Genomic DNA, 22,661 nt, shown 5'->3' with positions numbered 1-22,661 from the left:
GTTTTCTTCGATTGCTCATTCACCCAATGTATCATTATCGATAAGTGTCAGTACGCAAGGGAAGGACAATTCTGGGTCTCCCTTTGGTGAAAGCGTATTGTAAATTGCCGAAAGGGATCTTTTAAATGTCTTTTCAGCAATGATTTTACCCTGGTATTTCACGGTGATGGGAGCGTCCAAATCCAACATTTCATCGTTGATGTAAATTTTAAGTATGCTGCTATAATTGGAAATGATGTTTATCTCATTCCGGGACCTGCTGTATGTTGCAATAACTTCCCCTCCGGTTTCAATTAAATCTTCCGGAACACCCAGCCAATAAAAATCCGGATGATGCCTGTCATCCTGTTTCCAGACAATTTTTTCTGGTATGGGATTGCGTTTGTGGGTTGACATCCAGGATAATGCGGCCGCATCTTCCAGTTCCATCCAATGGCCCTTTCCTTCATGAAGTACTACCTGGTGGACATAGGTACCAGGGGCATTGTTTTCCAGGCTGTCCAGCCTTGTTTTCCATTCCTTAGCTTTAAGATTTCTGTCATAAGCAGCATCCAATGCACCCATGTGTAGCGCAAAAGGTGTATTTTTCAGGCTCAGGGGTGAGGTTTCATTGGGGTGTCCGGCCATCATGGATGCTGCAGCCCATCTGTCTGCCATTCTGGGGGCCAATTGAAAGACACCATCACCGCCTGCAGAATACCCCAATAAATAAACTTTATTGGGGTTAACATTTTCCAATGCCACAGCAAGCCGGATTATGAGGGTGAAAAAATCATCAATGTGATTTTCATGCCATAAATTCCAGGTATTGGTAGGGGCTCTGGGCGCCAGGTAGATGCCCTCCAGGCTACTCATGGCCTGATCGTACAGGTGCTTTTGATTTTCGTACTGTTGGTCGTTGTTTTCAGGCCGGGTATTGCCTCCACCGTGCAGGGATATAAACAAACTTCTACCTTCTGCTGGCTCCTCGCCAAATTTCTGATAAAAGAAAGGCATTTTCATTCCCTCATAACTTATTTCTCGAGACGCCCACTGTTGTCCATAGTCCTTAATGAGTTGGCGCTGCTGGTCTTGAAATAGAATAGTTGTGAAATTTTCTGCTTCATTCTTTGTCAAAGGCCTTTTTGAGAATTCAAGATTTCCCAAGGGCTCCCTTTCCGAAACTGGTGTGGCCAACCAATTTTCCAGGCCTTGACGAATTTCATCAGAAGTTGCTTCACTCCCACTGCAACCGAACAGTGTAGATGCAATAACTATTGTCAGGATAGCGATAAGCTTCATTCAAAAGATTTGATTAGTGGTTGATAAATAAGTAAAATTAAAAGTAGGCCAAAAGACCCAATTATTCAAAGTTTCCCTGGAATTAAATCTGTTCTGCAACCTTAAAACGCACATTCACCTTATTGGGGATAAACAAGCTGGAGGTAAAGCGCAGCATTTGCGTGTAAGTTTCCTCAGTCTGCTTGTTATGGGCCGAAGGGTTCATTCTTTCCGGGAAAGTCAAACTATAACCGAATACCTATGTATGGTCCATTGAAGGGGGTTAAGCAAAGGCAATGTGCGCAAGTGGTAACAAAGTCACACTAATAAAGTCCATTTAACTGAAGGCAGGAAGCGGTATGTAGCTGACCTTGCCCCGGGCTGTTTACAAATGAAAATTGATTTTGGTCCCTGTCGTTTTTTGTCAATACTTGTTAACATAAAAGTAGCGGATGGTGCAGGCATTGCCAGTGCTTTTTTCGTCTTTGGTGCTTGCAATTCGGATTTCCAATAGATGCTTTTTTTCGGATAATTCAGAGGCCAGGGTATAATACCAGGGCAGGTGTAGTCCCGCACTCCACCTGGTGAAAAGCCGTAGTGTTTTCCATTCTTTTTTATCGATTCGGTATTCGATATCTCCTGCGTCTTTGCCGGCCGCAACGGCAATACCCACTGCAGATCCATTAAACTTTAATTTCATTGTGCTTCCGGGTATATCGCTCCGCAACATGGGTACATTTACGTAGTTGGGCCGGGTACCGGAGCCGTCTTCAGGGTTCCATGATGGATCGATGTACCATCCCTTGTCAAATTTGGCAGCCTCAACATCTACTAAACTCCCCTTGTCGAACGAATAGGTGTCGATTTTCTCGGGGAGTACGCGGGAGAATACCTTATCATCGGCATCAAGGGGACTTGAAAACGCATTGGAAAGAAAGTGGTTGATGGACTTGGCATAAATACCTTGACCGAATGGGGATGGGTGAAGGTCCTTGAAATCGTCTTCCCAGGTAAATTCCCCTTTTGCTATCCTATCGGCAACTTCTTTTGCCAGGTTGATCGTTGGGATGTGATAATGCTCAGCTACTTTTGTATGATTTGCAATCACTTCTGGCTCTATTCCTTTGGAATAGCTTTCTATTTTATCAGGGTCTGCAAAATGCATGATTACAATGGCTGCATCCGGGTTGGCCATTAAGGTATGCCGTACAATTCCTTCCATGGCCCGGATTTGCTCCAGGGAGGTTCTTCCATTTGATGCGTCGTTGACGGCCCCTTCTTCGAAAAGTAAATCTATTTTTCCTTTTGATAGTACATCCCGCACAAGCCTGAAGGCGGCCGGAGTGGTACCCATGGAAGGAATTCCCGCCTCGATAAATTCGAATTCGGTTTCCGGAAAACGCTTTTGGAGGTAGAGAGACACACTATCCCGCCAGCCTGGATTATGGGTAATCGAGCCACCCAAAAATGCTACCTTCCCCTTTTTATCCCGTTCAAACCTGATTTGAGCATTTTTAAGGCCGTCCCGCTTGGTGTGGTAATTGGCAGCATCTAGCGGAAGGTGCTCAAGTGCGTGGTAGGTTATAAAATCGGCAACGGTTTTCGGAGTCTCAATGGTGAAATGATGTCCTTCAAGAGCTTGTTCTCCCCGGGTACAGGTAACCACACGAACATTTCCGCCCAGACCAATGTATTTTGTAATTAAGGGCAAAGTGTTTTCAGCTATCGGTACAATTTTATCATCAAGTCCAATCATATGCATTAGGGGCACTTTTGCTTCTGCCAGTACTCCCAGGCTATCGATCGGGTTATTTTGGTATAGTTTTGCCTCCTCATCGGAAAGAAAACCATAAGCTTCCTTTAGTCTTTCCCAGTCCTTTGGGCTACCCTTGCCTGAACCAAACCCCCCGGGCCAGCTTTTAAAATCTGAAACAGGTGCCTCCGCATAAATGCTGGCTACTTTTTCCGGATTTTTCTTGGCCCAGTTATAAATAAACAAACCACCTCTGCTCACTCCCATCAAGGAAACTTTTTCATGCAATTGCCATTTTACAGTTAAAAAATCGTAGAATTCATTCCAAATAGCGACGGCACCCGGACTTCCGTATAGGTTATCCGTATTGATATAAGCCAGATGAAACCCTCGGGAAATAAGAATGCTATCGGCTTCCGTATGCCAGTCCGGGAAGCGGGCCCGCCAAACCCATGGATTTCCATAAAGGGGATTCTTAGGCACTATTAGTCGCGCCTCCCTTTGCAGAAACGTAAAATCATGTCGCTGGAAACCTTTCCAAATCGATTCTTTATTGGGCTGCACCCCTACCGAATCTCCCTGACTTTGCGCAAACCCGTCTTGAAGTGCAAAGTTCATTAGTAAAAACAGGATTACTCCGAAGTGCTTATTCATTATCTAAATTTACGTTTGGTAAGGAGTTCTTTTACAATAATTGGTGCAGGCAATTCGCAAAATGGAGAGACAGTATTGGCTAAAAATAGGCCTCTTTCTGTTCAAATTAGCAGGGAATCACATGAAATCAAGCATGACGAGGAAGGCACAATTAGAGATGATTATCTTTGCCAGATTCTCCCGAAGCTCGGAATGGGCTAATCCTATTGTTACAAGCCTATTTTAAAGCGTCCCAATCTTCTTTTGTTGCCGCACTTTTTTGATATTCCATCATCATTTTCCAGGTACCTTCTTTTACCAATAGCCCATCAAAATGGATGTAATAGCCATTCTTTTCTCCGTCCAATTCATAGGAATAGTAAAAGATACCGCTTTCAAATGCAGTGCTGGGATCACCGAATCGTTTGTTGAATTTGAATGCCACTGAAGATTTCCTTTGTCCCGACCGGGTATCAACAAAATCTTTTTTCCATCCTGTAAGGGCTGTGGCAATGGGGTAGGCTTTGTTGCTAATACCTGAAACCAGGGTTGCTTTCTCATGAAAAGTACCTGCATAGCCTTCAAAATCTCCTTCTTCAATCGTGCGTGAAACTTCTTTCCAGAACTCGTTTAGTTCGGCCAATCGATCATTATCCCTGCTGTCGTTATTTTGGGAATACCCCTTAAGAGAACAAAGAAAAAGAAAGGCAAGTAGGTAGATTTTTATATTCATAATTGATATAGCATTAAAGTTGTTACCGAATCATTTGAAGCATTTCCAAATTTTATTTCAGGGAAGTGGAACGGTAAGGTCAAATTGCATCATGCACTCGACTTACCATGCAACAATCCTTCAATCTAGTATTTCTTTTATATTTTCGAAAGATTTTTTTTGCATGGGGTTTACATTGTTGTTCGTTTCAAAATGCCCTTACCGGAAACCATCTGCCAGAGCAACCTTACTTCGCTTGGGGGATTTACATTTTATAGATCAAACGTTCAACTTGAGAAGTTTGTGCTTTCAATGCCCCATCCACAAAAAGTAACAAACCTTTTCCAAGATTATATTTTGTGCCATTCCTATCCCAAATTGTTTAACCAGAAATCAATATAATCGGATATGTACCGCGGGTCCCTCAACCACCTCCCTTCGTATATATGATGAGCGGCCGGACAATTTATCGTATTGTGTTTTCCTGACCAGGGAACCTTGGGTAAGAATTCGGTAATCACAAAACCATCCTCCGTATGTTTTATGTGTTTTCGATACGTCCACCAGCGGAAGTAATATGTTTCTTCAATGTCTTTTTCCGGAACTTCGATAAGAGGGATATGCTCTGCCAGGAATAAAAAGGCCGAATCATTGGGGACATGCTGAATATAAAGCTCATTGTCCATCTGATTGAAGTTTTCGATATGGTGTCGAAAATGACTACTACCTATTGGATCAGCGGCTTTGTGATTCATGTTTCCTGCTGGAATCAACGTCAGAACATACTTGATAATAAAGGCAAACAGTAATGTAGCTGTAAAATTTATCATGGTTCCGGCAAGAAAAAAACCAGCATTATCATTTATGTCTTTTTGTCTTGCTAAATTTTTTGCTGCGAAAATTAGCGCTAGCCCTGTGACCTCTCCTGCCAGTACAAACGTTATTATTATTATGTTCTCACATTTACCAATTATATAACCATCTCTAATAATCTTCTCATCCTTTTGGTCTATATTTCCATCATTATCTACATCAATCTTTTCTTTTCCTTTTAGAATTATTTTTTTTATCAACAAGTTCGTAGCAATAAACGTAATGAAATATCCGATAACTATTACTACTCCTTGAGTCAAAGTGCTGTTTGCCCTAATGAATGGTAGTATCGATTCCATGTAGTATTTGTGTCAGGTTATTTTCAGCTTCCCGGACCAATTTGATTTTGGATGCGTATAAAATCTTCGAAATATACTGCTGTGAAACCTCCAACTTTTCGGCAAGATCCTTTTGCGTTATAGGTAAGCCCTGGTGCTTATAAACTGCCCATTCTATTTCGCTCCAGTCATTGCGAATGGATAAGATTAGATTAAGGATAGTGTTAACAGTAATTGTCTTTAATTCATTTTGTAGATCAGACAAGAAAAAAGACGCGCTTTTTTTTAAATTGTCCAATAGACCTTGACTTTTCCAAAGCGCAGGCCCTTCTAAATTTAGAAAATTTTTTGTTTCCAAACCAAAAGAAATTTCATCTTCAATCAGTACTACTCTCGATTTATGGTATTTATGGTATTCTTGAATTGCTAATAGAATGTCAATTGCAGATTCTACACTATTGCAAATACCTCCAAAGCTATCTCCGGAATATATTGTGATGGGTATTTTTATCGATGAATGGAATTCATTGTTAATTTTTTTAATTAATTGGTGAAAATACTTCCATTCTTCAGGGTTAAAGCGCTTTCGTGATTTAATCACATCCCCTATAAGGACTATTTCTGTACGTTTCATACAACAAATATAGTTGTAAAATTAAATACATCCAAATAGGTTGTAAAATAAATATACTTCTGATATAGTAGTATGGATCTGAAGTATAGGGTCTGCTCAATGCGATTTTCGGTACCAATTGCGCATTGAGTGGTGAATAGTAAGACCGACTGTTTCAACGACCGCTGTGCCTGGTTTGGTTTGTACCCTAATGGTGTCCAGAATGTGCGGGAATTCCCGGTATACCTAATGCCCACGAAAAAGCAAGCGGACAGGTTTGTCCCGCTATGCATGGCAACAGTTAGGATGCTTTAAAGCCATTCTTAATGCCCCCGTTGACTCTGGTAAAAGGCAGCGGCATTGCCAGTAACACCTTGGTTCAACAAAAATGGTTAAACGGATTTTGACAAGTGTACCGTGAGGGCTAACCGATAGTTAGCTTAAAAGCTATTTTACATTGCGAGAGCAAAGTGCGTATTAGTTGTCTGTTTGTCCTGCTCTGTTTGATAGGTCAAAGCAAGGCAAAGGAACGTACTATTTTAATAATAATAGCTGACCTTAGTCAATTAGTTTTATGATATAAAACACCCATTATTAGTATTTTAAAAAGTTTCTTGGCTTTGAATCCAGATGGCTATTGTTGAGTACTGTTTGGGAAATTTCTGTTTTTCAAACTCGGGCTGTTACCAAAGAGGGACCTATACGCATCTGACAAGTGTCTCTGCTGAAACAGGGTAGGGGGGCTGTCGCAGCGGCCTTCGGGTGGTACCATAAGAAAAGCCTGGAAGTACGAAACAAAGAAGAAGCCCACCCGGGAAACGTCGCTGTAGGAATTAATCAGCCATCTAAATTACTAAATCTGCATCACTTTTTTTGTCGGATGCCCGGTATGGGTAGCTGTCATCGGATACCAGGAAATAAATCCTGGCAGGTGCAAATGAATAGAAAATTATCCCGGAACCAGGCCGGCTCCTCTTGAAACCAGAATAAAAAAGACCGCGACGCTATTGTGGAAACTGTGGAAAAACCGGGGAATAATGCGGGATCAATAGTGTCTTTAGAATTTAGTTTATCGGGATCCGAAATATAAACCTGGTTCCTTCTTCCTCGTTGCTTTTTACTTTGACCTCCCCACCGTGGGCATGGGCTACTTCTTTAACAAAAGCCAATCCGATACCCCAGCCCCGGCTGCCATCTTCGATTTTGTAATAGCGATTAAAAATGTGCTCCATTTCAGCTGCCGGGATGGTTCTGCCCTGGTTGATAACCGAAATCGCCAGCACATCGTTTTTTGCCGAACAATGCACCTCTATTGGTGCCTTTGCACCGTGTTTGATGGCATTGTTCATCAGGTTATTGAACGCCCGGCGAAACAAACCAATATCCAAGGCAGCTTCCAGGTCTGAATTTGCGCATTGGATATCAATTTGATTCCTGTAAGCCAGTTTGTATACCGCTACTTCGTTCTCTAACTCCTCCATGATCTTCACAAGTTCTTTGCGTACAGGGAGTTTTTCTGTGGGGTTTACTTCGCTGACGTCCAGAAAGTTTTTTATAAGTGACTCCGCTTGTTCAGTACAGGTCTTAAGCATTTTTAAAATTTTCGCCGTTTCATTCACATCCGGACCTTCTTCCAGCAGTGAAATGCAGCCCTTGATATTGATCAGCGGATTATTCAAATCGTGGGTAATCGAGCGGATGAATTGCTCCCGGTTATCGTCCTGCAACTGCATGGCGTCTGCTTTTTGTTCCGCCACAGAACGGGCATTGACCTGCACCCCCTGCTTTATTCGATAAAATGTTTCCGCGGCCTCTTCAATGGACAGGTCTATTGCATACATGATCAGGTTACGATTGTGAGGATCGACCCCACCGTTTTGATCGGTTACTTTAAAGATTTCGTGTTTTAAAAGATTATACTCCCTGACGATGTGTTTGAGGGAATATATTTGAAAGCGGGATCGGTCCAGGGCATGTTCCTGACTATTGAAAACAATTTGCTTGTCATCGGCATTTTCCAGCAAGGCTGTCAAGGCTTCAAGCCAACAAGGAACACTGTTCTCAATAGCCGATTTTTCCTGACGCCTCGCCTCCGGTATTTCCTCGAATACTCGTTCCTTCCAGCGCGTTAGAATTTGATCTTGGTTGTTGCGAATTGCTTCCGGTATAGTCATATTACATTACTTCTTTTAATGTAAAATAATTAATTATCAATAAAATACAAGTAAAATGCCAGTCATATCAAAAATCTGGAGGAGGCGTTGATGTCTGAACGGTTTATTCCTCCGGGGCCTGGTATGAGGAGTGCAAATTGAAGAATAGTCCATGAGGTACCGAAAATGAGGCCTGTTAAAATGTCTTTTTTTACATTCACAAACCGAAGACCGATATAGCCAAAGTCTTTCTTTAACATTTTTAAAGAAGTATATATCAAGGCAACAATTGAAAAAAATTGAAATAAAGCAATGAATAATAAGTTAATACCAATTTTTCCACCATTAATTTTAGTAACTCCAATGAATACATCTGGAATAATCAAAAGAGCATAGCCAATAATGATCGTTAAAATGAAAACAAGAGTTGTCCTTGCTTTGCTAGGGTTTTTTTGATTTATTTCTTGTATGTTATTATTGAAAGGACATCATTTCATGGATATTTGATTTGGCTTAAATCCTTTTACCAATAGCCAAAGTGCTAATACTATTTCCAATAAGGCCGTAGGGAAGGCTAATCCAATATAGGTAGGAGTAATAATGTCTATGATACCAAACATAAGCAGAATGCTTGCCAAAATACCGCTCAACAAGGTGGCAATAAGTCCCCATACAGACAACCATCGGGGGACAAGTTTTGATTGATACAAAATAGAATAAAACATTAAGTTGCCAACGCTCAGAATTAAGGGCATGGCCACATGGTTTATTAAATCACGGCCTGATCGTATTAAATTATCTAAAGTTTGAAAATGCGAAAAGTCGGGGCTACCTGCTTTTACAAATTCCTGACTTAATTCCAATAGCAAAAGTATGCTCAACCAACCAATAAAAATGAATACGACAGAAATAATTCTAAAAACAAGGAAACCAATCGTTAGACCTTTGTTGAATTTTTTAAATAATGAGTATAAAATAATAGGAATACCTGCATAAATGAGAGCTAATATAAACTGCATGAAAGCTCTAATTAATATTGCTTTTGCATTGATAGAAATATTTTCAAGATTACCTGGATTATCAATTACCGGATCTATACTAAGGATGCCTGCAGCTATGTTAAGCATTAATAATACACCAACAATAATTGATTTTTTTCTGATAAGATCCATGCCGTTTTTGTTTATGATATATTTTTCACAAAAATAGGATGGTCTTATTCTCGTCGCATTGACTTTAGTTAAGAAATAGATTATTTGTTCATAATTCTTCTTTTAATACGACTAAGTGACTCAGGTTTAATACTTAAGTAACTGGCTATTTGGTGTTGTGGAACTCTTTGGATTAAATCTGGCCTTCGTTTTACCAGGTTTAAATATCGTTCTTCCGGAGTGGACATTTTATAATCTGCAAATGATTCTTGTTGCTGAGCCATTATTTTCTCACCAATAATTCTGGATAGAGTCGCTAATTCCGGGAATTTTTGAAATGTTTCACTTTCCAGCTCAGGGTTGCCAACACTTACGATTGTTTCTTCTACACACTCCAGATAATGACCTGATGGGATAATCGTATCATAGTTTAAAGGGATAACAGCCTCATCTTCTGTGTAGAACTCAATGGTTTTTTCGTCACCATCTTTAAGGTAGTAACTTCTTATGCATCCTTTAATGATAAAGTAGCACTCATTGGAAGTACTTCCTTTCTTGAGCAGAATTTCTCCTTTTTTGAAACATTGGATAAAGGTGCTTTCAGCAATAGCCTTCTCCAATTCTTTGGTAATCACAGTGTATTTTGAAAGGTATTGTAAAATTTTGTCTTTCATGATTTGCTATCTTTTAAGTAGCTCATTTCTTGGCTTCTGACAAGGTGTGGTAACGGGATTCAGCTTCGATCCAGCGGGGCCTTAGGGAGCCGTACGCTTCCTGCCCTGACCGGATATTATTAAAAGTACAAAATAAAATCTATACCGGAATCCCCGCTGGATCCTAGGTGAGGTTAGGCTCTGGCACTCTTATTTTCATTTCCCTGCTTGTTCCAAAACTTTTTCAAAAAGCTTTTCATCAAATCTGAAGTTGGTGGATTTTATTTTTTCAAGTATAGGTTTTACGCTACTTATTGATCCAATTTGTTTGGCTCTAAGGATTAAGCCAAAAGTTCCAGAATACCTTAAATTAAGCTTTTCTGCGACTTTTCTACCTTTTAGTTCATCAAGCCTTAGGATTGGATTTTTCATTTCCAGGGATAATGCAATTGCACTTGCTTCACCCTCATCCAGATCCATTTCTAGAATTTGTTGATAATGGAAATTTTCCGGCGGCAATACCGAAATCCAATCAGGCAGGTTTTTTCCAAACTCCTTTAAAATGATCGGAGTCACAAATACCTTATCTTCCCATCTTCATTAATAATTCAAGTTCATCAATTTTATCGTCTTCAGGGAAGATCATAAATTCAACTAAGGTTATTCCAACAATTAGTGCTATTGTAGTTGCAAAAGTTACTGCTGCGTATTGAAGTTTTCCTCTTCTGGTACGCTTGAATACACGCAAAGTTGAGAATCCCAAAGTTTCGACAATTCCAATTAGCCCAAGTAATGCTTTGAATAAACCGATTGCAAACATTGCCATTTGGAACTTTTCATGGTCTGTAACGTCCGGCTAAAGTGCACAGTGTACTTTATTCGCCATGCATCTAGGTGCTAACCCAACTAAGTTTCAATTCTTTTAAAAGTAGGTATGCTAACAGCCAGGTAAATTTCTGCTATCTTTATAAAATGATTTCCCTATCTGTCTATCCTCACCTAAATGATAAAGAGGAATTCCTCTGCCTAGAATATGGTAGCATTTTTTAGTTGCTTTTTGCTTTGAACACGACGTATAGGATCGGGATGATGATTATCGCAACTGAAATGACGAGCGAGGTTATTAATAAGAATTCTAAGACGTTAAATAATATAACAAAGAAGATAATTGCTAATACGACACCAATGATGATTCCTTTCATTTTTTATATTTTGATTGTGTTACCCAAAGTAGGGGATATATTATTTTGGATGTTGGGAGGATGTTTTTAAAACGATTTGGGAAGTTTTTTATACAGCTTCAAAATGCATTATAACGTACGGACAAAGTTCAGCGTGCACCTTATTTGTAATGAACGAAGGTCCTAATCTAACTAAATTTATACTGGTTTAAAAGTACCTAGGGCGACAAGGAGGTAAATTTCCGCCATCTTTATGGGATGATGCCCCCTGTACCTGTTCCGCTCCTAAATGCCACGCAAAAATCCCTATGCTTTTTTTTATGCGCCTTACCAATACAACCAAAAAAGCGATTCCTAAACAGGACAATCGATCCGCTCATTGGCTATTCCGGCACTTTTTTACTCATTTTTGCGGCGACGTAGTTGCCTGAACCACCAAATCGGCTATCCGATATCCACCAGAAATGCTACAGAAGCATGCTTTCAATCCGGAGTGTTTGGGACCCCAATGAATCAAAGTCTTACTTCGAATCATTTTAGCCATTAATTACGACACGCTTTTTTTAAGTCTTTTACAATGAGAATAAAGGATATAAAAAAGAAAACCAAAGTGCAGGTAAACTGTACAAACACTTGAATAAAAGCAATTTATACACCTTAATCCTGAACGATTAGGTATTATTTAGCAGTTGCTTTTGCTATTTTTTCTCCCATTTTAACGTAGGTTTCCAATTTGTTTTTCGTATTCTCGATTAGATCTTTGTCTAATTCGAATAAATCGGAATTGAACAACAACACTACTGAAGACCCTCCAAAGGTAAAATAACCCATCTCCTCTCCTTTTTTGACCAATGAATCAGGTTGAAATGTCGCATTCAAACTACCGACCAGCGTTGCACCAACTGGAATAATCAAAATCTCTCCCCTGTCCTTTGTTTTGAGTTTACACACCTCTTTTTTATTTTCAGAAAAAACTTCGGTAAATTTTTTATCTAAACTAATGGGGGAAACTGAATAATAAACGCCTTCCCTATTTTCGGACCGCGATGGAATTCCCTCATATGGGAAATGATAGCGATGATAATCATTTGGAGCCAATCGTAAGATCACCAATGACGAATTTGCGTGTTCTTCCGCCAGACTATCATTTTGTAGAAATTCTTTCAAGGTAAATTTCCTGCCTTTGACAAAAAAGGTTTGCACTTCTGAAACATTTTCAAATGCCAACATTTTTCCATCACCCGGGGATACAAGTCCTTTTTCTATCGTTCTGGTTCCGGGCTTCAATTTTCTACAAAAGAAATCATTAAAAGATTCAAATTCATCTATCTTCTTTTGCGACTCACTCATATCAATATGTAGCGTTTTGACGAATGGTTCAATTCTTTTTTTTGAGATTGAGGTATCCATTACTTTCCCATACCATTTGGAGATGAATTTTTGCTTTACAATTGGCAAAACTACATTTTCGCCGAATGGATTATGATACAAGAAATCCAATAATTCTTCTCCCGGTGGTCTTTCGATCTCTATGCTGTTGTCAGACCTATTTATAAATTTTATTTCCATTAAATCAGCTTATAAATTTATTTTTTTATCTGCGTACAACATGCGTCCAAAATGTACTGAGCAATACAGTACAAAACGAATTTTTGGAAGTGCTACAGGTTATTGGGAGCAAACATTATTCCCTTTTTCTTTAATCCACCTATGTACAGACAAACTCCACTCACTGACTTTTACCAAGTTCAGTCAGGTATTTAAAAAGATCAATCAGTTCGCTCTCATTTAAAGCATCCGTCAGACCTGCTGGCATCATTGAAACGTCACTTGTTTCGCGGGACTTAATTTTATTTTTTTGGATGGAGACTTCAACTCCTGTAGAAGTCTTTAATGTAATCTTATTCGCATCTTCAAAAATTATGGAACCATTGTAAAAGTCTCCATTTCCCGTGGTAATGGTAGATGATTTATAGCCTTCTTTTATCTTCTTACTCGGTTCAGTTAAAGACTCAATGATATAATCCACCGGGGCACTGGCACCGATACTCCCTAAGTCCGGGCCAATATCTGATAGGCCAACTCCTTTGAGTTTGTGGCATGAAATGCAAGCAAGTTGGGCTCTATGGTAGATCTCTTTTCCTTTCGCTGCGTCACCCGTTTCTAATTTCGAGATGAGGTCCATGGTCCTTTGGTCACTGCCCGGCCGGGCAGAATTGATTTCTACAGCGCCTGCTTTGGCCAAAGCAGCTATTAATTCTTCCGCACCTTCTCGCCCGGATACCTGCACATAACGAGAAGCATAACTGGCGGTTTCGGCAGCTATCTCCTTTCCTTCCAATGCTTCGCTTAATGCCCTAAAGGCGCCTTCCTTTCTAACTATTCTCCTTATGAGGTATTCGATTGTAGAGTTATCAATTTCTTTGCTCAACGTGTTGGCTATTGCTTCAATCCCTTTTTCCAGGTCAACTTGTACCAGGGAATTTACTGCCAGCCTGGTGGTGTTGATGGGATGGTCTTCACTAATAATTTGAATCAGGAAATCACGAATATCCTCCGTACCGAACATGGCCAGGGCTTCCGCAGCACTATTTTTAATAACATAACTTGTATTCGGCTTTGTGAGATTTTGTTTCAGTACATCTGTATATTCTTTACTGTTCCAATGACCAGCCAGAGCGCAGGCAGTTGCCTGGTCGTCATCGCTTGTGGACGCGAAGAGATTTTGAAGCACCGTTGTTTGATTTTCATTTGGGAATATACCTCTATCCCTAGCTGCGGTAAGTAAACCATTTGCTGCCTTGCTTGTATAGGGACTGCTTTGTGTACTGGCAATATCTGCGAGGAAATTTAGCTCCTCAGCGTTACCCAGACGACCAATAACAAGCAGTATATCTGAATCCGGGTTTTCACTATTCTTAAATAAATTAATCAAAGGCTGAGTGGCCCTGGGGTCTTCTGTGCTTTTAAGTGCGAATATGAGTGCAGAATCGTCTGCCTGAGGAGTCAGGTTACTGTTAAGGACAGAAGGGAGCCAGGTTTTTGATAAGATGCGACAGGTTTGACGCAATGCAAACGCGTAAGAATCATCCATATCCTCATTATAGGCCAGAAGTGCAATATCGAAGGCTCCAATTGACCTGAATTGGCTCAGAGCAGTAATCGCTTCACGTCGTACAACGGCATCCGGGTCCTGAACGGCTACTTTGAGTAAGTCAAGGGCGTCAGGCACTTTTTCATTCCAATAGTAGAGAACCCTGACAGCGGCAGAACGGGCACCTGCCGTCTTCGATTGTAATACTGACTTCAATAAATCGATATCTATTAAATTCAGGGTTTGTACGGTCCAGAGTGCTTCGAGCCGGTGATGGTCGTAATCAGCGTTCTTTGGATCCAGGGTACCCAACCACTTGTCTAAAGCCGACATCACCTGGCTGGCTTCTCTTGTTTTCAGGGTTTGTTTGGCCAGCAGCCTCACCCAGTTTTCCTCTGCTTTAAGGAGTTCTAACAATTCAGGGATGCTCGACTCCTTATAGTCAGGTTTGTGAACCAAAGGCCTTCCCTTAGCTGTAATCCGCCAAATCCTACCATGCTGATGATCTCTGCGTTCATCACGAAAGTCAACCTCTCCGTGTTGTATAATCGGGCTATACCAATCTGCAATATAAAGGGCTCCATCCGGCCCCATTTTGACATCTACCGGACGAAAGGATTTGTGTGCCGACTTTAAGAAAGTAGGCTCAAGGGTCGCTTCGTAAGAGCTACCGTTTTCTCTCAATGAATAACGGTCTGTAATATGCGCACGGAAATCGTGGGTAATCACATCACCCCTCCATGATGCAGGAAAATGTTTTCCGCTGATAATTTCAATGCCGCTGGCTTTGGGCCTTTCAGGAGTAAGTGATGGTAAGGCAAGTGTTTCGCCGGGAGAAGCCCTGAATACTGCGTTTGGAAAGCTATGTCCAAATCCGGTACCAGCTCCATCTGATTCGAAAGACTGGCCCCAGTAATTGATCGAATGCCCCCAGGGATTAATATATCCTTTTGTGAAGATTTCCAAACGTCGTGTATCTATATCATAGGTCCATAGGCCTCCACCATTAAGGTGGCGGGGGCCATAGGCCGTTTCTACATGTGATGAGATATAGTAGCCTTGTAGCATATACATCTTCCCTCCGGGCCCCCAACCAAGGCGGTGAAGGGTATGGTGTGTGTCTTCTGTTCCGAAGCCTGTAAGTAAAACATCTACCTGATCCGCTTTTCCATCACCATCTACATCACTTAAGTGAATGAGTTTGTCACCATTTGCAACATACGCTCCTCCTTGATTGTCCGGAAGTATGCCTCCTGGAATAATGAGCTTATCGTAGAAAATGGAAGACTTATCGGCCACCCCGTCGTTGTCAGTATCTTCAAGTATTACTATCTGGTCGCTGGGTTCCTCATTTACGTTTAATTGCGGGTAGATATGGCTACCGGAAACCCAGAGCCTACCCTCACTGTCAAAATTAATTTGGGTAGGTTTTGCTAACATAGGGGTTGCTGCAAAGAGATTGATTTCAAAGCCATCGAGGACCGAAAAGGAAGCCATCTCCTTCTCGAGGTCTGGTTTTGGTATGTCCTGCAGGCCATTTTGCGCGTGTACGTTTTGAGCTAACAAACTGATGCAAATAAATAACCCGGATATTCTTTTACTATTCATCATCATAAGTCTTCTAGTAGTAGTGTAATTGCTGCTTCCTGCTTTGCTATGAACGGTTCAATTTGTGCCGGTTCTTCCTGCGCAATTCGTTGTTCATCTTTGCGCTCCCCATATACAAATGCATCGTTGCGCGGACGCCATCGGTGAAAGAAAAGGGTGTTTTTTTTGATGATAGTATTTCGGATTTGAGCAGCCTTTTCAGAGTCAATTTCAATCGCTGGCGCCGGAAATGACAATGCCTGTGCAATCAACTCTCCTGCCTTACGGTATCCATTTGCGGTAAGATGTATGCCGTTGGCTGTGTATTTACTTTCCTTACTTAAGGGAGTAAATAAATCAACATACGAGTGGCCTCTATTGATGGCTATATCTTTAGTCATTTCCGCATAATTCTTAAGCTTCTCATTTTGAGCTTCAATATGCTCTGAAGGTATTCCAAAGCCTGTTTCCATAGGTATGGTAGAAATAAGGATCAATTCGGGGCAATGCTGACTGAGCATTTCTAAAAGTTGGTTTAGGCCTTCGCCATATGAATCAATACCTCCTTCATCATCAAAGGATTCATTAAAACCGTAGGCGATAAAAATTTTGTCTGGCTTAAGATCAATAATCTGATTGGTCAATATCCCAAAGCCTTTATCTGGATCTCCAAATCGTCCCCCTCCGCGTGCCCGTGTGCGTGTGTGTGCATAGACATTATCTCCGCTCCAGCCAATGTTGCGAAAAGTGATATTCTTTTTAGGGTAGCAAAGGGAGATTGTGGTTTCAATTTCTCCCTTATCAATGGCATTTTCAAAGAAAGCATTTCCCAGGAAGACAATTTTTTCATTTTGTTTAATACTAAATGAGTCCCCTGGAGTACAGGCTGCAAATAGGGTGCCCAATGTCAGCAAGAGAATTATTGAGCTGTGTATTGATTTCATAGTATTCATTCCATTTCAATAATTTATAATTTACTAAGTTCTAAAAGACATTCGACTTAACCGGCTAACACAGGTCCCAGCCCTGGTGAAATTTCCTTATGCCCTTTCCAATCGACGTTGTAAAAATGGTTTTCCTGAAAAACGGAACAGTCCATCCATTTTAGTTTACTCACACCTAATGAGCCGGTTTGAATCCTGAAAATAAGACTAAATAGTGTTACCCACAATAAATTGGTTGCATCCCTGGAATTACTAGCTGATATCCTTGCGTTTGATTTTTAGAACTCCCCCCAATCGATTGGAAAATTCTACCACTTTGCTAATTTAGGATTTATCATTTCGTTAAATTCTGACTAAGGTACGGCTGCAACACGCTTTGCACTTTATTTGCCCTGCCTCAAAGCCGAAATCTAAGTAAGTTAATATTCTTTAAATAGCAGTTTGCTAAAAAATTTGGTAACGAACTTTCATTCCGCAAGTCCCTTTTTGCTTTATGAAAAATATTTTCATAGGATCCTTGATAACTCTTAGTTACTGGCTTAAAATGCACTGGTGTTCTATCGCCACTCTCTTTTTCCCATCCGATATTATAAAATCAGGTTTTTCTCTCACCTCTTCTATTGAGAAATCAGGTAAATAGGTCACAAGTAGTTTCCCTAATTGGCAAATTTCTAATTGTTTTTGATAGTCAGATTGGTTATAACTATCTAAACCATTAAGATGCTTTCTTATCGTTTTCTCCATTTCAAATTTAATGGTTCGTTGGTTAAGTTTAGGTACTATAATCCTTTTCATATTATTGATAACGGGATTCAGCTTGGAGACGGCGGACTTTCGGAGCCATTCTCTTCCAACCTACTCCTAACTTCTTAAAGATACTAAACTTTCTATTTACTCTGAATCGCCCGCTGTATTCCAAGATGATGTGTGTGCCTTGATATGGTGAATATAGGTCAAAATGTTGACCGTTTCAATGGGTGAAAAGCCTGTGCCGACTTTCTTCGGTATCCCTTTTGCGTGGGAGTCGTTATGCGAAGCGAAGCAAGTGGCAAAGCCTGTCCCGCCAAAGCGGGGCTGGTTTGCCCTGAGAGGGCCGAACGTTAAGAAAATATCCAGTGGATATTTTTAGTAAGGAGCCAGCAAGCAGGGTAGGTGAAGCCCTGAAGTCTCAGGATTTTTAATAAGCCAGACTGAAGTCTCTGTACTGACGAACACGCCCGGGCACGGGAGTGCGAAGGGGGCGCACGTGGTGCTGGTATCCGAAGATCTTCCACTTTTGAGCTGCTGGGGCATGCATTTGTCCCGTCATACCAGAAAGGGTTCAAGGAGGACTGAGCGTCAAGAAATCTTTTTGTAAAAGTGAAAATTGTTTATTGTAAGAAAGAAGACCGTAATCTGAATGGGTACCCTGTTCAGTTTGACTTTCTCGGCTTCAGTTTTCAGCCAATGAGAAACAGACAGAGGAACGGGGGGAGTTATCTGCAGTTTGATTGTAAGATGAGCCGAAAGTCCAAGGTGCGAATCAATAGTGAACTCCGAAAGCTCAATTTCCACAATAAAACCCAAAGAGGTATTCAGGATTTGGCAATATTGTTAAATCCAAAAATACGAGGTTGGGTTCAATATTATGGAAAGATAAGCCGAAGAAGTCTAAAACCTGTGTTTTACTACCTGCACCATCGATTGATCAGGTGGATTTTGAAAAAGTACAAAAGCTTCAAAGGAAGCAAGGTCAAAGCAGTAAAATGGCTTTGACAAGTTGCGAATTCATATCCAAACCTTTTCTATCATTGGGGACTGGGATACAAATTAGTCTAATAATAAACTAAAACCGACTGCATAATAAAAGCCGTATGAATTGAGAGGTTCACGTACGGTTCTGGGAGAGGTTTAGGAGTGGAATTCCCCTTTACCTACTCGACTGAACGAATCCTGTTAAGGCAGGAAGCCGGTAGTTATTGCCGTTTCTTCCTACATTAGACTTATCGTAATTATTAAACATTTTAAGCTAAAAAAAAAGCAATCTATCATTGAAAGAGCCTGTAAAAATGTACCGGGCTTTGATTTACAGCTCAAAAGGTTCCGAAGATCGAAAACCATTTCCGGGAAAAGCCAAAATCGTACACATCTCTATAAGTTGTTCGATCAGACAGAACGCAGGTAGCACGCATACTTTTTCCATCCGTCCCATATTCAATAAGGTAATCTGGCCGATCCCCTTCTCCCCATATTGGAAAATAAACTCTTGAATATTCTATTTTTTCAATTATTTTATGGCCATAAATGGTAAAATATTTCTTTTTTTTGGCATAAAAATTGATTTTCGACAAAGGAAATTAAAAAACTATGGAAAAAGAAGATTTAAATCCGAGTAAGGAAAAGAAAAAAAAGGTTGCCCGGTTCGGAATAGCTACAAAAGGAGTCGTTTATGTTTTAATTGGCGGTTTATCTGCCTGGGCGGCTTTTGGAAGCGGTGGTAAAAAGACAGGTAGTGATGGGGCTTTAAAGTTCCTAATTGACCAGCCTTTCGGACAGGTAATGCTTTGGGTCGTTACGTTCGGCCTGGCCGGTTACGTTTTTTGGCGAATGTATCAAACCTTCGGTGACCCCGAAGACGAAGGCTTGGACGCAAAAGGAATAGCACGAAGAATCGCCTATTTTGTGAGTGGTATTTTTTATATGTTCCTTATTTACACTGCTGTGCAGCTATTGGTCGGTAGCGGAGGTGGAGGAAGTGGAGGAGGAAATGAATCCATGATTCAGAAGCTTTTAGAAAAGGACTACGGAAGATGGTTGGTCGCTGTAGTTGCACTCCTTTTTCTGGGAAAAGCACTCTACCAAATGTTCCGAGCCTATTCCGGTAAATTTAAGGATAAATTGAAGGAATCCGGCATGGATGAAAAAAAACAGAAACTAATGATCAATTCCGGTCGTGTAGGGTATACAGCCCGGGGTCTCGTTCTCGGAATGATCGCTTATCTGACGGTAAGAGCAGCCATCACCTACGACGCATCGAAGGCGGGAGGAACAAAAGATGCTTTTGAATTTATTCAGAATGAATTTGGAACAATTGTCTTCGGAATTATCGCACTTGGATTGTTAGCCTATGGCGTCTTTATGATAATCAAGGCGAGTCAGCGAAAAATGTACTTTTAATTTAAACGACCAAATAAAGATGGATTTATTTGAAGAAATCAAAAATGACCATGAAAAGCAAAGAACCCTTTGTGACCTATTGATAAAAACGAATGGAGCTTCCGATGGACGTAAAGAGTTGTATGAGCGGCTTAAAAGGGAATTGCAAACTCACGCCGATGCGGAAGAACGTTATTTTTATCGTCCGCTTTTTAAATACGATAATACACAGGATCAAGCAAGGCACAGTGTAGCTGAACACCAGGAGATGGACGAACTGATGGAAGAGCTTGACAATACCGATATGTCTTCTCCCGGATGGCTGGCCACTGCCAAAAAACTAAAGGAAAAAATTATTCACCATCTGGATGAAGAGGAAGAAGATGTCTTTTCACTAGCCGACCAATCACTGGATGATGCCAAGATGAATGCGTTGGCCAGAGATTACAGGAGTATGATGGATAGTGAGCGTTGAGAATTTGATTTTCTCAGGATCCGACGGATGACACAAAGGAAGAGTGGAGTGCAGGTCCGCCGGGCACCATCAAGCAACTATCTTAACCTTATTTGAAAATGTATTTTAACAATGGCTACCCGGCCGGATAGCCATTGTTTAATTACTTTTTTGCTGATTTTCAGAAATATAGCGACTTTTACAAGGATCGCTGCCACGTTGACCTCTGCCTTGTGGACATCAATACCGCCTTGGTCTATCTCCATGTAGCAAGGGTCGGTAGGAGGACTCCATGTAGCCCGCTGGAGAAAATTTATGAACAATAGGTATACTGCCTGTTCCGATTCATCGGGAAGACCCGTACGCCGCTTGGTGTGATAGCTTCAACCTGAGCAAATTAGCTCAGGTCAGGCTACTCGACTGTGGTGCGTTTATCTTTATCTTCGTCAATATCTCTTGCTTGTCTTTTCTCTCCTCTTCGATATCATAGTCGTCTTGAAGCCCAAGCCAATACTTTGCAGTCGTACCGAAATATGATGAAAATCTCAGTGCTGTATCGGCAGTAATTCTCCGTTTACCTTTAATTATTTGTGAAATACGAGTCTGGGGTATCTCTGTATCCTTTGATAATCTGTATGCAGTTATCTCAAGAGGACGTAAGAACTCCTCAAGTAAAATCTCTCCTGGATGTATATTTGCTAATCTGTCCATTTTAATCCTCCTAATTTTAGTGATAATCCATAATCTCAACATCGTGAGCGTTATTGTCAATCCACCGAAACACTATCCTCCATTGGTCATTTATCCTTATACTGCAAAAATCGGAACCTTGTAATTTCTCTAGTCTGTTGGATGGAGAAATTCTCAAATCAGTCCAGTTTTGAGAGTTGTTTATTATCCTTAATTTTCTCCGTCCAATTTGTTGTATCTCAATCGGCAATTTTTTAACGCATTCTCCATTCCAAATTTTCTCGGTATCCTTTGAACCAAATGAAACAATCATACTATCGTCCTACATTACTAACGTCAAAGATAAGTATAATTTTTAAATGTATGCAGAATTTTTTTTTCAAATGTTGCCTAACCGGCCCTGGCTATGGCAAGTGCGGGATTTGAAACCGATTTTTTGTCTGCCTACCGTAAGTTTCATTAGTTGCAATATCTTCATTTTTAAGCAGCCAGCCCTCATTTGCTATAGCGGGATTCAGCTTGGGGACGGCGGGTTATTCGGAGCCGTACCCTTCATTCCCTGAGCGGATTTAATTAAAATAACAAAATAAAATCTTTACCGGAATCTCCCGCTGGATCCAAGTTGAGGTTATAGCGCGTATTATTTGTTTTCACACTTCAATGGAAATTTTGACCTTTCCTCCCAACCCTTTTTCTACTATGTCGAAGAGCGTTTTAAGTGTCAGGTTACTTCCGTTATTTTCGACTCTTGAAATGTAGGTTCTTTTCTTATCTACTAATTCTGCCAATTGCTCCTGGGTCAAATTCTTGTCCTCCCTGGCTTTCTTCAATAACACACCGATCTTAAACGATTCAAAATCTCTTTCAAGTTCGTCTCTTCGTGATGTGCCTTTCCTTCCATACACATCGTCTTTTATGTCTTTCCAGCTTTTTGTATTCATGGCTTCGTTTTTTTATTAATTTCTGATTTTTTTCGGCAAAGTATTGATCCATCAACCTACTCGCCTTTTCAATTTCCTTTGCCGGTGTCTTTTGCGATTTCTTTTGAAAGCCGTTTAATAAGATAACAAGCTGGCCATCGTCAAAAAAACAAAACACCCTCCAGATGTTTGATCCCAACTGGATGCGGGCTTCAAATAACCCTTTCTTGGTCTTGATAGGTTTCAGGTAGGTTTTAGGTACTCTTTCCAGGGTCTCAATAGCCTCAATAACCTTGTAAATTTTGTTTTGAACTATTTCTGTCTGTTTTCTCAGAAAGTTCTCAAAATGGTCTTGGTAGGCTATGACTTCCCTTACTTTATCCATGGACGTAAATGTAACTTAAAAGTTACTATTTTCAAAAAATTGTTTTGTGAACAGGCGTTCTCAATATGCGCTGTAACGGTTTGCGTATATGGTTTGTGGCGGGCAAAAATGCGCGGTTTTTCCGGTTAAATTTTTGCGAAAAGGAGTCCCTCAGGGCTCCCCAATCAGCCCCTTACTGAGCAACATCCTGCT

22 protein-coding genes are annotated in these 22,661 nt (G+C 40.7%); 3 read left to right on the top strand and 19 right to left on the bottom strand.

Annotated features, from left to right (window positions below; genetic code table 11):
• Positions 1-15: 15 nt before the first annotated feature.
• The 15 genes from HUJ21_RS14345 to HUJ21_RS14275 form a co-directional block, all read right to left on the bottom strand.
• Positions 16-1,281 carry a hypothetical protein gene (locus HUJ21_RS14345; RefSeq protein WP_291370910.1) on the bottom strand — a complete coding sequence of 422 codons (1,266 nt, stop codon included), beginning with the start codon at positions 1,279-1,281 and terminating at the stop codon, positions 16-18.
• Between the two features lie 403 nt (positions 1,282-1,684).
• Entirely contained in the window at positions 1,685-3,667 is a 1,983-nt protein-coding gene (locus HUJ21_RS14340; protein ID WP_291370908.1) for a GDSL-type esterase/lipase family protein, read from the bottom strand.
• Between the two features lie 217 nt (positions 3,668-3,884).
• Positions 3,885-4,379 (bottom strand): hypothetical protein, encoded by a 495-nt coding sequence (locus HUJ21_RS14335; protein ID WP_291370906.1) that lies wholly within the window; start codon positions 4,377-4,379, stop codon positions 3,885-3,887.
• Positions 4,380-4,726: 347 nt separating this feature from the next.
• A complete protein-coding gene (locus HUJ21_RS14330; protein ID WP_291370904.1) occupies positions 4,727-5,530 on the bottom strand; it encodes a hypothetical protein in 804 nt (267 codons plus the stop codon).
• Entirely contained in the window at positions 5,505-6,143 is a 639-nt protein-coding gene (locus HUJ21_RS14325; protein WP_291370902.1) for a SatD family protein, read from the bottom strand. Before HUJ21_RS14325 ends, HUJ21_RS14330 begins: the two co-directional genes overlap by 26 nt.
• A 1,043-nt stretch (positions 6,144-7,186) precedes the next feature.
• Positions 7,187-8,296, bottom strand: a complete 1,110-nt coding sequence (locus HUJ21_RS14320) for a sensor histidine kinase (RefSeq protein WP_291370900.1) — start codon at positions 8,294-8,296, stop codon at positions 7,187-7,189.
• A gap of 62 nt (positions 8,297-8,358) precedes the next feature.
• On the bottom strand, positions 8,359-8,535 hold the full coding sequence (locus HUJ21_RS14315) for a hypothetical protein (RefSeq protein ID WP_291370898.1): 177 nt from the start codon (positions 8,533-8,535) through the stop codon (positions 8,359-8,361).
• A gap of 228 nt (positions 8,536-8,763) precedes the next feature.
• Positions 8,764-9,447, bottom strand: a complete 684-nt coding sequence (locus tag HUJ21_RS14310) for a DUF4386 domain-containing protein (protein WP_291370896.1) — start codon at positions 9,445-9,447, stop codon at positions 8,764-8,766.
• A gap of 80 nt (positions 9,448-9,527) precedes the next feature.
• The gene (locus HUJ21_RS14305; protein WP_291370894.1) at positions 9,528-10,100 is read right to left on the bottom strand and encodes a Crp/Fnr family transcriptional regulator; all 573 of its coding nucleotides are present in this window, start codon (positions 10,098-10,100) and stop codon (positions 9,528-9,530) included.
• A gap of 195 nt (positions 10,101-10,295) precedes the next feature.
• Complete coding sequence (locus tag HUJ21_RS14300; protein ID WP_291370892.1) at positions 10,296-10,559, bottom strand: DUF3368 domain-containing protein; 264 nt, start codon at positions 10,557-10,559, stop codon at positions 10,296-10,298.
• Positions 10,560-10,662: 103 nt separating this feature from the next.
• Positions 10,663-10,905 carry a hypothetical protein gene (locus tag HUJ21_RS14295; RefSeq protein WP_291370890.1) on the bottom strand — a complete coding sequence of 81 codons (243 nt, stop codon included), beginning with the start codon at positions 10,903-10,905 and terminating at the stop codon, positions 10,663-10,665.
• Between the two features lie 1,033 nt (positions 10,906-11,938).
• Positions 11,939-12,829, bottom strand: coding sequence for an archaetidylserine decarboxylase (gene asd / locus HUJ21_RS14290; protein ID WP_291370888.1), 891 nt, complete (start codon positions 12,827-12,829; stop codon positions 11,939-11,941).
• Positions 12,830-12,989: 160 nt separating this feature from the next.
• Positions 12,990-15,968 (bottom strand): PVC-type heme-binding CxxCH protein, encoded by a 2,979-nt coding sequence (locus HUJ21_RS14285; protein ID WP_291370886.1) that lies wholly within the window; start codon positions 15,966-15,968, stop codon positions 12,990-12,992.
• Positions 15,965-16,885, bottom strand: a complete 921-nt coding sequence (locus HUJ21_RS14280) for a GDSL-type esterase/lipase family protein (RefSeq protein ID WP_291370884.1) — start codon at positions 16,883-16,885, stop codon at positions 15,965-15,967. The genes HUJ21_RS14285 and HUJ21_RS14280 overlap by 4 nt, the downstream gene beginning before the upstream one ends.
• Positions 16,886-17,416: 531 nt before the next feature.
• The gene (locus tag HUJ21_RS14275; protein WP_291370882.1) at positions 17,417-17,680 is read right to left on the bottom strand and encodes a hypothetical protein; all 264 of its coding nucleotides are present in this window, start codon (positions 17,678-17,680) and stop codon (positions 17,417-17,419) included.
• A 651-nt stretch (positions 17,681-18,331) separates the two neighbouring features.
• Here HUJ21_RS14275 and HUJ21_RS25100 point away from each other — a divergent pair.
• The 3 genes from HUJ21_RS25100 (at position 18,332) to HUJ21_RS14265 (ending at position 20,495) form a co-directional block, all read left to right on the top strand.
• Positions 18,332-18,640, top strand: a complete 309-nt coding sequence (locus tag HUJ21_RS25100; protein ID WP_366483696.1) for a group II intron maturase-specific domain-containing protein — start codon at positions 18,332-18,334, stop codon at positions 18,638-18,640.
• Between the two features lie 591 nt (positions 18,641-19,231).
• Positions 19,232-20,041, top strand: a complete 810-nt coding sequence (locus HUJ21_RS14270) for a DUF1206 domain-containing protein (protein ID WP_291370880.1) — start codon at positions 19,232-19,234, stop codon at positions 20,039-20,041.
• A 19-nt stretch (positions 20,042-20,060) separates the two neighbouring features.
• Positions 20,061-20,495, top strand: coding sequence for a hemerythrin domain-containing protein (locus HUJ21_RS14265; protein ID WP_291370878.1), 435 nt, complete (start codon positions 20,061-20,063; stop codon positions 20,493-20,495).
• A 381-nt stretch (positions 20,496-20,876) separates the two neighbouring features.
• Here HUJ21_RS14265 and HUJ21_RS14260 read toward each other — a convergent pair whose 3' ends face one another.
• The 4 genes from HUJ21_RS14260 to HUJ21_RS14245 form a co-directional block, all read right to left on the bottom strand.
• Positions 20,877-21,185, bottom strand: coding sequence for a HigA family addiction module antitoxin (locus tag HUJ21_RS14260; RefSeq protein ID WP_291370876.1), 309 nt, complete (start codon positions 21,183-21,185; stop codon positions 20,877-20,879).
• A gap of 16 nt (positions 21,186-21,201) precedes the next feature.
• Entirely contained in the window at positions 21,202-21,477 is a 276-nt protein-coding gene (locus tag HUJ21_RS14255) for a type II toxin-antitoxin system RelE/ParE family toxin (protein ID WP_291370874.1), read from the bottom strand.
• 337 nt (positions 21,478-21,814) lie between these two features.
• The gene (locus tag HUJ21_RS14250) at positions 21,815-22,105 is read right to left on the bottom strand and encodes a helix-turn-helix transcriptional regulator (protein ID WP_291370873.1); all 291 of its coding nucleotides are present in this window, start codon (positions 22,103-22,105) and stop codon (positions 21,815-21,817) included.
• A complete protein-coding gene (locus tag HUJ21_RS14245) occupies positions 22,029-22,469 on the bottom strand; it encodes a type II toxin-antitoxin system RelE/ParE family toxin (protein ID WP_366483695.1) in 441 nt (146 codons plus the stop codon). The genes HUJ21_RS14250 and HUJ21_RS14245 overlap by 77 nt, the downstream gene beginning before the upstream one ends.
• Positions 22,470-22,661 lie beyond the last annotated feature (192 nt).

It is taken from the genome of Cyclobacterium sp. (assembly GCF_014762705.1).
Classification (GTDB): domain Bacteria; phylum Bacteroidota; class Bacteroidia; order Cytophagales; family Cyclobacteriaceae; genus Cyclobacterium.
The sequence above is the reverse complement of the archived record's forward strand: the minus strand, read 5'-3'. Positions and strand labels throughout refer to the sequence as shown.

Excerpts from the sequence above, each read along its gene's own strand:
- HUJ21_RS14330 (WP_291370904.1), bottom strand. The coding sequence starts at position 5,530 with ATGGAATCGATACTACCATTCATTAGGGCAAACAGCACTTTGACTCAA.
- HUJ21_RS14340 (WP_291370908.1), bottom strand. The coding sequence starts at position 3,667 with ATGAATAAGCACTTCGGAGTAATCCTGTTTTTACTAATGAACTTTGCA.
- HUJ21_RS14335 (WP_291370906.1), bottom strand. The coding sequence starts at position 4,379 with ATGAATATAAAAATCTACCTACTTGCCTTTCTTTTTCTTTGTTCTCTT.
- HUJ21_RS14250 (WP_291370873.1), bottom strand. The coding sequence starts at position 22,105 with ATGAATACAAAAAGCTGGAAAGACATAAAAGACGATGTGTATGGAAGG.
- HUJ21_RS14305 (WP_291370894.1), bottom strand. The coding sequence starts at position 10,100 with ATGAAAGACAAAATTTTACAATACCTTTCAAAATACACTGTGATTACC.
- HUJ21_RS14310 (WP_291370896.1), bottom strand. The coding sequence starts at position 9,447 with ATGGATCTTATCAGAAAAAAATCAATTATTGTTGGTGTATTATTAATG.
- HUJ21_RS14245 (WP_366483695.1), bottom strand. The coding sequence starts at position 22,469 with ATGGATAAAGTAAGGGAAGTCATAGCCTACCAAGACCATTTTGAGAAC.
- HUJ21_RS14295 (WP_291370890.1), bottom strand. The coding sequence starts at position 10,905 with ATGGCAATGTTTGCAATCGGTTTATTCAAAGCATTACTTGGGCTAATT.
- HUJ21_RS14270 (WP_291370880.1), top strand. The coding sequence starts at position 19,232 with ATGGAAAAAGAAGATTTAAATCCGAGTAAGGAAAAGAAAAAAAAGGTT.
- HUJ21_RS14300 (WP_291370892.1), bottom strand. The coding sequence starts at position 10,559 with ATGGATCTGGATGAGGGTGAAGCAAGTGCAATTGCATTATCCCTGGAA.
- HUJ21_RS14315 (WP_291370898.1), bottom strand. The coding sequence starts at position 8,535 with ATGTTAAAGAAAGACTTTGGCTATATCGGTCTTCGGTTTGTGAATGTA.
- HUJ21_RS14275 (WP_291370882.1), bottom strand. The coding sequence starts at position 17,680 with ATGAAAAGGATTATAGTACCTAAACTTAACCAACGAACCATTAAATTT.
- HUJ21_RS14255 (WP_291370874.1), bottom strand. The coding sequence starts at position 21,477 with ATGATTGTTTCATTTGGTTCAAAGGATACCGAGAAAATTTGGAATGGA.
- HUJ21_RS14265 (WP_291370878.1), top strand. The coding sequence starts at position 20,061 with ATGGATTTATTTGAAGAAATCAAAAATGACCATGAAAAGCAAAGAACC.
- HUJ21_RS14285 (WP_291370886.1), bottom strand. The coding sequence starts at position 15,968 with ATGATGATGAATAGTAAAAGAATATCCGGGTTATTTATTTGCATCAGT.
- HUJ21_RS14320 (WP_291370900.1), bottom strand. The coding sequence starts at position 8,296 with ATGACTATACCGGAAGCAATTCGCAACAACCAAGATCAAATTCTAACG.
- asd (WP_291370888.1), bottom strand. The coding sequence starts at position 12,829 with ATGGAAATAAAATTTATAAATAGGTCTGACAACAGCATAGAGATCGAA.
- HUJ21_RS14280 (WP_291370884.1), bottom strand. The coding sequence starts at position 16,885 with ATGAAATCAATACACAGCTCAATAATTCTCTTGCTGACATTGGGCACC.
- HUJ21_RS14260 (WP_291370876.1), bottom strand. The coding sequence starts at position 21,185 with ATGGACAGATTAGCAAATATACATCCAGGAGAGATTTTACTTGAGGAG.
- HUJ21_RS25100 (WP_366483696.1), top strand. The coding sequence starts at position 18,332 with ATGAGAAACAGACAGAGGAACGGGGGGAGTTATCTGCAGTTTGATTGT.
- HUJ21_RS14325 (WP_291370902.1), bottom strand. The coding sequence starts at position 6,143 with ATGAAACGTACAGAAATAGTCCTTATAGGGGATGTGATTAAATCACGA.
- HUJ21_RS14345 (WP_291370910.1), bottom strand. The coding sequence starts at position 1,281 with ATGAAGCTTATCGCTATCCTGACAATAGTTATTGCATCTACACTGTTC.